Here is a 12,722-nt window from a genome sequence, read left to right as displayed (position 1 = left end):
ATGACCTCAATGAGTTAGGCTATTAACGGGATACGGCCGCCAATTTTAATCGGTTTAAAGTGGTCTTTATCACAATCAGCGGCAGCCAGCGCCAACGCTAACTGTTCCGGCGGTTCATCTAAGGATTCGTCGGCTAACTCAAAAACGCCCCAGTGAATTGGAATGGTAACAGGTTCGTTTAATTGCTGGTAAAGCTGAACCGACTGCTGCGGATCCATATGCTGCGCCAGCATAAACCATCTCGGCGCATAGGCTCCAATCGGTAAAGCCGCATAGTTAAAAGGACCAAGCCGTTCACCAATTTCAACCAACTGCGGGCAATAGCCGGTATCACCAGAAAAGTAAAAATTAATCCCCTGCTGTTTCACTACCCAGCCAGACCATAACGAATGGTTGCGATCCCAAGGCGTGCGCATACTCCAGTGGCGAGCCGGAACACAATGAAACTCGGTATCGGCGATTTGATAACTTTCCCACCAATCCAATTCATGAATAATTTTGGCACCGTGATTCAGCAACCAAGGTTTTAAACCTAGAGGAACCATAAAACTGACCTGCGGAGAATGTCTTAATAACTGGGCGACAGTTCTGGCATCCAGATGATCGTAATGATTATGCGAAATTACAATCACATCAATATTCGGTAATCCTTCAACCTTGGTCGGGACTGGCGTTTTACGATGTGGGCCATAGAAATGCAGTGGGGAGGCTCTCGATGACAGCACTGGATCAAACAGCACTGTCCGCCCACCGATACGCAATAAGACACAGGCATGACCTAACCACCACGCAGCATCATCTTCACCACTAAACTCGGCCTGTTGCCACCATTGGGCAATAAACGCCGGATACCCCTGTGACGGCGGCTTAGGCAATGATTGACGTTTCCGTTCTTCGCGCCAACGCTTGAGATCCCGCGAATGATGGGCCACCGGCTCCAGATTCTGAAACCCGAATTCGGTGTGATGCGGCTTGCTGGCATCGTAATACGGATTTTTTCTGGCCATGTCTTTCCTCAAATGTGGCTTACAGCCTCATAGGCAGCGTCAGCTAACGTTATTTCTACCCGCTCCAACCATCGGTTGGCTAATTGGAACCTGACTAAAAATCACGATCCAATTTCTCAAAATTACCGCGTTCATCACCGTATTGCGGCGAAAAAATAGCCATCACTCATTAGCCTGTACTTTTCTAACGCCGCGTTGGGCACATCGATATGATGTCACCCATGTTTTTCATGCCTATAGCCTAGGTTGACTTTTATCAGGTTACTCGTCTCTTTCAAACTCAAAACACTGTTTCGTGATCCTTGACTCATTTTTGACCAAAGTAAACTCATATAAAAGAAACAATAAAACACTATAAATAAAATATTGTTTTATTTTTTTCGACGATAAGAATGAACAGACAAATTTCAGCGCGGCATACCTTGGCTTACGGCAGTGCCAACCTCTTAGGCAGCGGCGCATTGGCTATAAGCGGCGCTTGGTTGATGTATTTCTATAGCATATTCTGTGGGTTAACGGTGGTCGAAGCAGCGACGATTTTCTCCATCGCCAGCATTCTGGATGCCATTAGTAACCCAGTTATGGGCTACATCACGGATAATTTCTATAACACTCGTCTGGGTCGTCTATTTGGCCGCCGTCGCTTTTTTATCCTGCTCGGTATCCCGCTAGTATTGGTTTATCCCTTATTGTGGATGAGCGGTTTTGGTTTCTGGTATTACCTGCTGACCTACGCGCTGTTCGAGCTTATCTATACCTCAATTATGGTGCCTTATGAAACGCTGGCTACCGAAATGACGACAGATTTTGCCAAACGATCCAAACTCACTGGTTCTAAAGCAATTTTTGGCAAAGTGGCCAACTTTCTGTCGGCTTTTATCCCCGGCCAGTTTATTGCTATCTACGGGAAAGATTCGCCAACGCCGTTTCTTTATACCGGTATCGCCTACGGTTTGATTATGTGTAGTGCAATGATCCCGCTGTATTCTTCTTCCTGGGAACGACCGGCCAGTGAAGTTCTTAGAGAAACCACCAATAGCTTGGGACAAGCGCTGAAAAAACTCTGCGTTGATATGGCGTCCACTGTCCATCTGCGCATTTTCCGCAAGCATTTAGGAATGTATCTGTTTGGCTTCGGTGCAGAATGGTTATTCGCTTCAGCATTTACCTACTTTATTATTTTTGGTCTGGGGCAAGATGCCACACTGGTTTCTCAACTCAACAGTTTCAGTTCGATTATGCAACTGATATCAACCGCCATATTTATCGGTGTTTGCGTCAAAATCGGCTTTGCCCGCCCTTTCCGTATCGCATTACGGGTTGTGATTGTTAGCGTAATCGCCTACGCCGCGCTGTATTTTACCGGTTGGTCCGAAACCACCACGGTGGTTGTATTGTTCGCCATTACCGCCGTATTCGCCCTGAGTACCGGTGGCATTTACTACATTCCGTGGACGGTTTATACCTTTTTAGCCGACGTAGATGCAGTGCTGACCGGACGCCGCCGCGAGGGGATTTACGCCGGTGCCATGACTTTTGCCGGCAAGATGGTGCGTTCGGTGATTGTGTTTTCCATGGGCTGGAGGCTCAGCAGTTTCGGCTTTGTTTCCGGCCAATCAGAACAACCAGAAATCGCGGTTCAGGCCATTGTTGGGGTATTTGCTGTTGGAGTGATTGCGCTAGCGTTGGTCGCCATTTTTTATACCACGCAAATGAAATTAGACAGGAAAAAACCACGCTATCTTGTTAGAAGAGATTGCCCGCATCAAAGCCGGTGGCGCTATAGCCGATATTCCTCCCCACGCTCGCGCGGTGGCTGAAGAGCTTACCGGTTGGCAATATGAGCAATGCTGGGGGAATAATCCGTTGGGTGTTAAAGAAACGGCCGCAATATTAATTAAACCGATAGCGGAAAGCCAATGACACAAGGATAACCGTCGCTGATTAAGGGCGGTGACTTTCATCCTAAAGAATGAGGGGCTTACGAACCCGTTAGCCATACCGGCCTCTTGTCGAAATCAGGTGCGGCCATTGATGCCACCACAGGCGGGAACCATGGTCATTCAGCAATACGGTATATTCTTCCGGCCTAACCGGCTGTAGTACAAAGTTTCCTCCTTGATAACGCCCTTCCCTTCGTTGAAGTAAATTCTGCGGGTAAACACCAGCGCGCTCATGGTGCGAATAAAATCCGATACCGTTTTCAGAACTGAACACAGGCCTTTAAAATTTTATTTATTTAATATCAACATGTTGTGTTGATTTGCAGTAAAAAAAGCTCGGGTGACATGGCCATTGCCGACTTTCTATATATTCAACCACGATAAATATATTGCGCTACTGCACCTTTCTTCATTTTCTTCTGACAATAACTGACTAATATAGCAGGGTGAATTTCCCTTCTGCTTTTGAAAATGGATAAAAACAGTTGAAAGCTTTCTCTACTTCCTTACTGGTGGCGGCTCTGTTCACTCTGCCGGTACACAGTTATGCACAAACGGAACGTTTAACGGCACAAGTTGTGGATCAACACGCCGAGCATATTTTTTATAACAGTGGCGCAATGGGAATGGCGCTGGTGGTGATAGATAACAATCAGGTGGTCAATCGTAGTTTTGGCGAAACCCGACCGGGCAATAACATCCGCCCACGTCAGGACTCACTGATCCGTATTGCTTCTATTACAAAATTAATGACTAGCGAAATCATGGTGAAACTGGCTGAAGAAGGGAAACTGAAGCTCACCGATCCGCTAAAAAAATATGCCCCAAAAGGCACCTATGTCCCCGGCTATAACGCTAAACAGCCGGTCACCTTGTTGAGCTTAGCTAGCCACACCAGTGGATTTCCTCGTGAACAGCCCGGTGGCCCGCAAAAAAGGCCGGTATTTACCTGGCCGACTAAGAGCGACCGTTGGCAATGGCTGAAAACCGCCAAAGTTACGGTACCGCCGGGTGTCCGGGCGGCTTATTCAAATCTGGCCTATGACCTGCTGGCGGATGCGCTTTCTAAAGCGGCTGGAAAACCTTACACCACGCTGCTGCGAGAAAAAATCACCGGCCCGCTGGGTATGAAAAATACCACCCTGACGCCGACGGCTGAACAATGCGCTCGACTGATGGTTGGCGTTGGTGGAAGTGCCTGTCGTAATACTACGGCGGCGGCAGGCAGCGGCGGAATTTACTCCACTCCAGAAGATATGCAACGCTGGATGCAGCAGTTCCTGTCTACGCAAAACAGTCCAAGAAAAGCCACGGCGAAACGTGAACAAAAGATGTATTTCCAGCGGCATGAGCTGGTTTCATTAAAAGGAATGGACGTACCGGGTCAGGCTGATGCCTTGGGTTTAGGCTGGGTGTATATGGCTCCGAGAAATGGCTTGCCGGGAATTATTCAAAAAACCGGCGGCGGCGGCGGTTTTATTACCTATATGGCGATGATTCCTGAAAAAAACATCGGTGTTTTCGTCGTGGTAACGCGCACACAGCTGACCAAATTCACCAATATGAGTGATGGTGTGAACCAGCTGGTAGCCGATTTAGCCAGCAATGGTCGCTAAAATCACGATCCAATCATTATCGGATCAATAACTCGTAGGCATAAGGGCATCTCACCGATGCCCTTTTTACTCATTAGCAAAAATCCATCAATGATCGGACTGCTTCATATCTGCGAGGACAGCATCGCTAAAACGGCTGCTCGCGGCTTCAGTTTCTTATGATCAGTTTTTTATGATTAATTTGTTATGTTTAGTTTCTTTATACAGCGTTCAACAACGAGCAATGCTTTCGTTTCATTTCTCAGGGCAATCCTACCGGATATTCATCGGTTGCCAGGCGACTGTAAATTTTCAGGCTAATAAACCTGCCATCTTTGATTTCGCACTCCCGCCGCGTGCCTTCATGATGAAAGCCACATTTTTCCAATAGTCGCCAACTGGCGCGGTTTTCCGGCTCGACCACGGCTTCAATACGATGAATCCCCATTTCTGTAAAGGCATGGCTGGAAATGATATTGACGCACTCGCGAGTCAATCCCTGCCCCCAGTATTCTGGCAGTAGCCAATAGCCCAGTTCCAGCGAGCGAACGTCGTGATTCCATTGATTAAACCCGCAGGCTCCGATAATTTCCCGATCGTTTCCGGCAATGCAAATGCCCCACCAGATACCGCTCTGCTGCGCATAGATATTACTAAACCAATCCATCTGAATCTGCGTGGCGGCCAGAGAGGAATAAGCCACGCCGTAGTGGGTAATTACCGCCGGATCAGACAGTGCGGCAAAAACCTGTTTAATATCCGTAGGGCGAATTTTTCGCAATCGACAACGCTGAGTCTTTAACGGGGGAAACATAGGTGATTCCGCATAATGCCCACGATAGGCGATGGCTCAGTATAAAGACTTTCCGAGATTAGCTCGATAGAGCCGAAGGTTGGCAAAGGTCAGGAGGTGAATTTTGGGCGAAAAAAAAGACATCCGAAGATGTCTTTTTTCTTACTGCTGGTGCCGGCACCAAGAGTCGAACTCGGGACCTACTGATTACAAGTCAGTTGCTCTACCAACTGAGCTATGCCGGCGAATTTGGCGGAAGGATAGAGATTCGAACTCTAGGACCTGTTACAGTCGACGGTTTTCAAGACCGCTGCCTTAAACCACTCAGCCATCCTTCCAATGGGCGGCATTATCATCTTAGCGCGATGATATGTCTAGTGTTTCATTTAAAAAAAATGGGAATTTAATTCGTTTGGTCAAACTTCGTTCTGAATCTGATTAAAAAAAGTCAGATTGAACAAAATTAATTCTGTTTTTGTGACTGAACCCGTTGCTGTTGCAGCGCTTCACTCTTTTACTTATTCCATCTTGTTCAAAACCGGACTAAATCTTAGCGGGAACGATAAAAATGCGCTGAAGAACCCGTTTATCCCCAAATTTTCGCCTACAGCCCCAACGCATGTCCTCAACCAATCCGACTCACCGAGCGCGTATGTAAAAAACGCGGCCATTTGGCCGCGTTCTGCATCAGATCTTGCCCAGAACCATCGGGATTAGAACTGGTAAACCAAACCAACCGCGACGACATCATCAGTGTTGATACCGGCATTTTTGGTGAAGGCAGTGTCATCCAACAGGTTGATTTTGTAATCAACGTAGGTAGACATGTTTTTGTTGAAGAAGTAGGTCGCGCCGACGTCAACATACTTAACCAAATCCTGGTCGCCGTAGTTACCCATGTCTTTACCTTTGGATTGCAGGTAAGCCAAGGAAGGACGCAGACCAAAATCAAATTGATACTGAGCCACTAACTCAATGTTTTGCGCTTTGTTAGCGAAGCCGTAAGCCGCGTCAGCGCTGGTGTTTTTGAAATCACCAAAACGAGTCAAGTTGTAAGTTTGGGTGTAGTTTGCCGCCAGATAAACGTTATTCGCGTCATATTTCAGGCCACCGGTATAGGCATCCGCACGGTCGCCGTGACCATAGATACCTGGAGCGTTCTGGTCGTCAGTCCGTTTCGAACTAGCGAACGCCGCAGATGCGCTTACGCCCCAGCCCAGATCGTAGGACACGGACATACCGTAGCCGTCGCCATTTTGACCCTGAACATCACGGCCATTATTGGTTTCGGTGCCACTGCCGTTTTTGCCTTGATACTGCATAGCGAAGTTCAGGCCATCAACCAAACCGAAGAAATTGTTGTTACGGTAGGTTAGGATGCCGTTGCCACGCTGAGACAGGAAGTTATCCGGGCCGTAAGTGTCGCCACCGAATTCTGGCAGTACGTCAGTCCAGGAAGTGACGTCATAAACCACGCCGTAGTTACGGCCATAATCCAGTGAACCGAAGTCAGCGAACTTCAAACCGGCAAAGCCGACACGAGTGAAGTTTTTGTTATCTTCACTTTCAGCTTTGTTCAGGTTTGCCTGATATTCCCACTGGCCGTAACCAGTCAGTTGATCGCTAATTTGGGTTTCGCCTTTCAGGCCAAAACGCATGTAAGACTGATCGCCATCCACACCGTTGTTATCAGAAAAATAATGAAGGCCATCAATTTTTCCGTACAGATCCAGTTTATTACCGTCTTTGTTGTAAATTTCAGCTGCGCCTGCGGTACCCGCTACTAATAATGCTGGAACCAGCAGAGAAAGAACTCGAAGTTTCATCGTTATTATCCTCGGTAATTATGTCTTATTATCGCCACTGCTCTGACGAGCAATTTATCCCAATTGGGTATTGCTATTGTGGTAATAAGAATAATATTAATCTATACAGAAAATGCTACTAAATAGCCGAACATGTTTCAATACAGCAACTAAGGGTTTCATAATGTAAATACGAGCGAACTTTCACAGAACTATAAAATACATTATTTATAGCACAAAAAATCAAGATAAAATAAAAAATACATTAAAATCAAAGAATTAACTGTAGTTCATTTTTAGCACTAATTGATAAGAAACACCGTAAGCCATCACGATATAATAATTCCGCTATCATCATTATTTTTGCTATTACCCACATTTCGGATTAAAGCATCTCTATAAATACGTTTATTTAACGGCCGATCTCTTGATCGGCTTTTTTATTTATCACAATTAAGGAGAGATTGAGGATATTTGTTTCTGCTGTTTGCTAAATAGTTACACGTGATAATTATTGAGATGTATAGTTTCATTAATTTATTTCAGCACGTAAAGCTCAGATTACCGAGTGAATTCCCCGCCTAACAAACGAAATAAAATCCTTCAACAAGAAAGGGTTTGGGGGTTTATTTTGAGCGTAGACTGAGGATTCTCAGTAAATAATTAGCGTTCCCGCAGAGACTCCTTCACTTTATTAAGCGGTTTTATCAAGTAATCCATCACCGATTTTTGCCCGGTTTTTATTTCTACGCTAGCAACCATTCCTGGTAATATCGGGAAAGCTTTACCGGCTTTATTGGTTAACTCTGCCCTGTCGGTGCGTACATACACGCGATAGTAAAACTGATCGCGCCGCACTTCGTCCTGTAATGTGTCTGGCGATACAGACTCTACCTCTCCGGTAAGATTTCCATAAATTGATGAATCGTAAGCAGTAATTTTTACCGTGGCCGGTAATCCGGGGCGAATATAGGCGATATCACGCGGGTTGATTCGCGTTTCAATTAAGAGCTGTTCTTCTATAGGAACGATTTCCATCAGCTTACCGCCGGGTTGTAACACGCCGCCCACAGTGGAAACCTGAATATCTTTTACTATGCCGCGCACCGGCGATATCAAGGTGGTGCGCGTCAGCTGATCTTCTTTGCCGGCAACCACCTGAAGCTGGGCATCCAGATCGGCATTGTTTTTCACCTGCTCTTCACGCGCCCTGACCGCATATTGGTTGCGAGCATCATCGATTTTGCCGCGGATCTCACTCACTTGCCGCCGTAGTCGGATCACCTCAACCTGGCTGGCCGCACCTTTCGCAACCAGAGGCTCCGTCATTTGCAGCTCTTGCTGAACCAGTTTGAGAGACTGCTGAAGGTTGCTGACAGTTTCCATCATATTTTGTCGCCGTGAGAGGTAAAGCTGCATTTCTCGCGCTGCTAAAGCCGGTTCTTTTAAGGTTTTGGCGCTGAAAACCAGTTTCTCTCCTGTCAGCTCCGCCCGTAAACGCTCTGAAGAAGCACGCAAAGCCGTCACCCGCGCAGCAGCTTCGCCATAATTGGATTGAAAACGCGTGGGATCGAGACGAGCCAGCACCTGTTGCTTACTGACAATGGCACCTTCATGCACCAACAGCTCATCGATAATACCGCCGTCCAGACTTTCAATCAGCTGCGCACGGCTGGAGGGCGTGACCTTCCCTACCCCCACCGTCACTTCATCCAGAATGGCAAAATATGCCCAGACAAACATCACCACCATCCCCACCAGCGTAAACCAGATAATGGCGGAAATCCGCCGTTCCTGTTGGGCCATTTCTTGCTGCAAGCCTAAATTTGCCATGCTAATTCCCCTTACGCTGCACCCTGTCTGGATTTTTCTGCCGCGGATACCGCATTGAGAATCTGGTCGCGCGGGCCGTCGGCAATCACCCGTCCCCCCTCCATCACGATAATGCGGTCAACCAATTTCAGCAGCGCTGGCCGATGAGTCACTAGCACTAAGGTGCGCCCGGTGAGCCACGCATTCATTTGGCGAATAACATAGTCTTCTAGCTGTTCATCCATAGAAGCGGTAGGCTCATCCATCAGAACTACCTGCGGGTTACGCAATATCATTCGGCTAAGCAATACCATTTGGCGCTGGCCGCCGGACAAACCGCGTCCCCCTTCATTAATAATGCGATCCAAGCTGGCGGCGTCCTGCTGTACCAAACTGAGCGCACCGCTGATACGCAGCGCCTGAAGCATTTCCTGCTCAGTAGCGTGCGGATGACCAAGCATCAGGTTTTGGCGCAAGGAGCCGAAGAACAGACGGGAATCCTGCGAGAGAAAGCCCAACTGGCGACGCAAGTCGGCGGGTTCAATGCACTGCATATCCACGCCATCAATAATAACTTTGCCTTTGCTGGCGCTAGCCTGACCGGCTAATAGCTTCAGTAAAGTGGTTTTCCCCGCACCGACTTTGCCAAGAATCGCCACTTTCTCTCCGGGTTTGATTTCCAGCGAGCCGATACCAATAACATTTTGCCCTTTCTCCGCATCGTAGGTGTATTGCACGTTGCGCAGCAAATAGTGGCCGTTGAGTACCGGACAATGCGCCAGTTCGCCATCTTCTGGCCGATCCAGCGGTTTTTTCAGCAATTCGTCCAGACCGGTCATGGCACTTTTGGCATGTTGCCAACGGGAAAACACCATGGTTAATTGCATCAACGGCGCAATAGTTCGCGAGGAAAGCAGGCTGCTAGCGACCAGCGTACCTGTGGTGATATCTCCGGCCAAAACCAGATAAGTACCGAATACCAGCATACCGGCGTAGGTTAGCTGCTGTACCGTTGATGCCCAACCGGTCAGGCGGGCGCCCCACAGACGCTGTTTCATCCCTACTGCAGCGCTGACTTCATGAGTTTGTTCCCATTGACGCTGGAAATACGGCTCAGCCTGCAACGCTTTTATGTCTTCGATGCCTTCGATAGTTTCGACTAAAATGGCGTTACGCAATGCGCCTTCGCGCATCCCTTCTTTCGCCAGCTTGGCCATCGGCCATTGAATCAGTAAACCGGGAATCACAATCAGCGGGATCGCCAGCAGCGGAATAATCACCAACGGGCCGCCGATAAACGCCATTATCGCTAAAAACAACAGCACAAAAGGCATATCCGCCGCCGCGCCCACGGTAGTGGACGTCAGCAGCTCTCGTACCTGATCGATTTCACGCAGTTGTGAGATAAAAGAACCGGTAGATTTCGGACGCGCTTCGTTCTTAATCGCCATCGCACGCACAAACAGCATGGAGGACACTTTCAGATCGATGCTTTTCCCCATCAGATCCGAAACCTGCGTGCGGGTCAGTCGAATGACATACTCCATCGCCGCCGCCAGCAGTACGCCAATGAACAGCACCCACAGCGTCGAATAAGACTGTGCTGGAATCACCCGGTCGTAGACCTGCATGGAGAAGAGAATTCCCCCCAGCGCCAGTACGTTACCTATGACTGACGCCAGCGAAATTTCGGCAATTTTGCGTCCGGCACCGCGAAAATGTCGCCAAAACCAATGTTTGCGGTAAGGTTGCACAAATTCATCAATGCGCTGGTCACGGCCTCGGGCGGCAATGCCAACCATAATGGCCATGCCCGGACTGCGCGCCAGCAGCTCTGTCAGCTCCGCTTCTCGCACCAAATCGCCGCCGTCGCTCAACCAATAATTGGCGAGGCCTGCTTCAGTGATGCCTTCGACTACCGCTACGCTGCCCGGTTCCAGCTCTAGCAGCACCGGCATTAATTCATTGCGCCAATGGACTTTGCTGATCGGAACCAGCGTTACCTGTAATCCCAGCAAACTACTGAGTCGCTCCAACTGGCGTGGCCAGCTGAGTTGTTCATACCAGCGCATTTGCTGGCCGAGGAAATGGATATCGGCCGGTTGACCATAGCGGCTGGCAACCCTTGCCATTGCAGTGATCCAAACCTCCGTTGGCGTTGATTGTACTGTCATGTTACCCCTGTCGCCTCATCAGAAACGGTCAATTAAACACCTCATCCTTACCTCAATCGCGTAAGGGGCGGTTATCAGAGAGCGGGGAGTTTTTCACCGCTCTGGGCCACACGATCAATTCCTAACATATCGACCAGATTATCTACCGCAGCGGCATAACGCGCGGTGGCATCCCAGCCGTCATACAGCGCCATCAGACGCATTGAATCGGCCTGCAATACATCCTGTTCCACGCTGAGCAAATCGTTCAGACTGCGCTTGCTGAGCTTATATTCATCCTGATAAACCTCGCGGGTATGACGCGCGCTTTGTAACTGCTGCTCGCCGGCGAGCTGGCGCTGCTGAGCCCCAATCATGTCGGCATAAGCGGTTGAGGCACGTTGGTTCACATCTAGCTTGGCTTTTTCCACTTCAGCCTGCGCAGCAGCTCTGGCTCCTTCGGCAGAACGTACTCGTGCGCTGACCGCGCCCCCTTGATACAGAGGCGCTTCCACTGCCAACTGAACCTGATCGTCCCAGTAAGATCGTGAGTCATTTTCATAGCGAGTACGCCCCGCCTGTACTTTAAACGTCGGCCAGTGCTGCGCCTGATTTTGTCGTACCCGTTCCATTGCCGCCTGCTGCTTGGATTCCGCCCCCCGCACCGCGCTGCTGGCATCATAAGGAATCGCGTTTAGAGCAATTTTCTGATTGAGTAGCGTTTTAGGCAGATCCGGCAGATTGTCGGAAACCACACCGGTAAGAACCGTAAGCTGCGCCTGAGCCGAGCGCTGCTGCGCCCGATATTGCTCCAGCGTCGCCACCATACCGGCAATGCGGGTTCCGGCCTGTAATACGTCGGACTGAGAGCTGAGACCGGCATCCGCCCGCAGTTGGGCAATGTCTCTGACTCGCTCTAGAGAAGCCAGATTGTCTCTGGCCGCGGCGGTGAGCGCCTGATAGCGTTTGACCTGTAAATAGGCCTGTAAAGTGCTTAACCCCACGGCGGTCATCGTGTTAAACAATTCATAGCGATAGGCGTCGGAGAGTTGTTTCTGTTCATCAATGCTGCCTCCGGTTTTCCCGAAGTCATACAACAACTGACTGAGCATCACACCAGCAGAAGCGTTGCTATTCAGGCTACCGGCAGAATCAGTTTGATGGGATTTCCCCGCCGTTCCCTGTAAAGAAATTTGCGGATACCAGGCACTTTCAGCGACGTCCAAATCCCCCTGTCCCACCCGAATTTGCGCGGACGCCTGAGCGATTTGCGGATTACGTGCAAAAGCCCGCAGAATGGCTTCCCGCAGACTGAGTTCAGCAAGGGCTTCCTCGCTGGGTGCCGCCTGCCAGTTAAAAACTGCCGCCGGTGGCACATTTTCAGCCAGCGTAGCGGCATTAATTCCAATTGAAAAAATACCTACTGCCAACAAGTTGCCCACAATGCGCCAGGGCAGAAGGTGCTGCTGTGTTTTTTTCATCACCGACACGACTCCGTTGCCGAGATTCTTTATTAGAATCATGTTGCTGTACTGATGTATCAGCCAGTCACGCCGACTGGCTTTGCGCCCTGCGAAAAAGGCGCTCCCAGGCACCCATTCCGATACTTCCCAA

7 protein-coding genes, 2 tRNA genes and 1 pseudogene are annotated in these 12,722 nt (G+C 49.1%); 2 read left to right on the top strand and 8 right to left on the bottom strand.

Annotated elements, in window-relative coordinates; translation table 11 throughout:
- Nucleotides 1-14 precede the first annotated feature (14 nt).
- Nucleotides 15-1,007 (bottom strand): MBL fold metallo-hydrolase, encoded by a 993-nt coding sequence (locus ACQ4OC_RS06560; protein ID WP_064517347.1) that lies wholly within the window; start codon nt 1,005-1,007, stop codon nt 15-17.
- Nucleotides 1,008-1,399: 392 nt separating this feature from the next.
- Here ACQ4OC_RS06560 and ACQ4OC_RS06555 point away from each other — a divergent pair.
- Nucleotides 1,400-2,930 (top strand): annotated as a pseudogene (locus tag ACQ4OC_RS06555) (MFS transporter).
- 505 nt (nt 2,931-3,435) lie between these two features.
- On the top strand, nt 3,436-4,566 hold the full coding sequence (ampH, locus tag ACQ4OC_RS06550) for a D-alanyl-D-alanine-carboxypeptidase/endopeptidase AmpH (RefSeq protein WP_430971030.1): 1,131 nt from the start codon (nt 3,436-3,438) through the stop codon (nt 4,564-4,566).
- A 241-nt stretch (nt 4,567-4,807) separates the two neighbouring features.
- Here ampH and ACQ4OC_RS06545 read toward each other — a convergent pair whose 3' ends face one another.
- From ACQ4OC_RS06545 to ACQ4OC_RS06515, 7 genes are all read right to left on the bottom strand, one after another.
- Nucleotides 4,808-5,359 carry a GNAT family N-acetyltransferase gene (locus tag ACQ4OC_RS06545; RefSeq protein ID WP_064517342.1) on the bottom strand — a complete coding sequence of 184 codons (552 nt, stop codon included), beginning with the start codon at nt 5,357-5,359 and terminating at the stop codon, nt 4,808-4,810.
- Nucleotides 5,360-5,507: 148 nt separating this feature from the next.
- Nucleotides 5,508-5,583 (bottom strand) — tRNA-Thr (locus tag ACQ4OC_RS06540).
- Between the two features lie 5 nt (nt 5,584-5,588).
- Nucleotides 5,589-5,676: transfer RNA gene (locus ACQ4OC_RS06535), tRNA-Ser, on the bottom strand.
- 375 nt (nt 5,677-6,051) lie between these two features.
- The gene (gene ompC, locus ACQ4OC_RS06530) at nt 6,052-7,164 is read right to left on the bottom strand and encodes a porin OmpC (protein WP_064517338.1); all 1,113 of its coding nucleotides are present in this window, start codon (nt 7,162-7,164) and stop codon (nt 6,052-6,054) included.
- A gap of 642 nt (nt 7,165-7,806) precedes the next feature.
- A complete protein-coding gene (locus ACQ4OC_RS06525; protein WP_064517335.1) occupies nt 7,807-8,976 on the bottom strand; it encodes an HlyD family efflux transporter periplasmic adaptor subunit in 1,170 nt (389 codons plus the stop codon).
- Nucleotides 8,977-8,987: 11 nt separating this feature from the next.
- Complete coding sequence (locus ACQ4OC_RS06520; protein ID WP_430971029.1) at nt 8,988-11,129, bottom strand: type I secretion system permease/ATPase; 2,142 nt, start codon at nt 11,127-11,129, stop codon at nt 8,988-8,990.
- 74 nt (nt 11,130-11,203) lie between these two features.
- Nucleotides 11,204-12,589: a TolC family outer membrane protein gene (locus ACQ4OC_RS06515; RefSeq protein ID WP_084414386.1), complete on the bottom strand. Its 1,386-nt coding sequence runs from the start codon at nt 12,587-12,589 to the stop codon at nt 11,204-11,206.
- Nucleotides 12,590-12,722: the final 133 nt, after the last annotated feature.

Origin of the sequence: Yersinia sp. J1 (assembly GCF_050586585.1) — a bacterium.
In the GTDB taxonomy this organism is placed as follows: domain Bacteria; phylum Pseudomonadota; class Gammaproteobacteria; order Enterobacterales; family Enterobacteriaceae; genus Yersinia; species Yersinia entomophaga.
The sequence above is the reverse complement of the archived record's forward strand: the minus strand, read 5'-3'. Positions and strand labels throughout refer to the sequence as shown.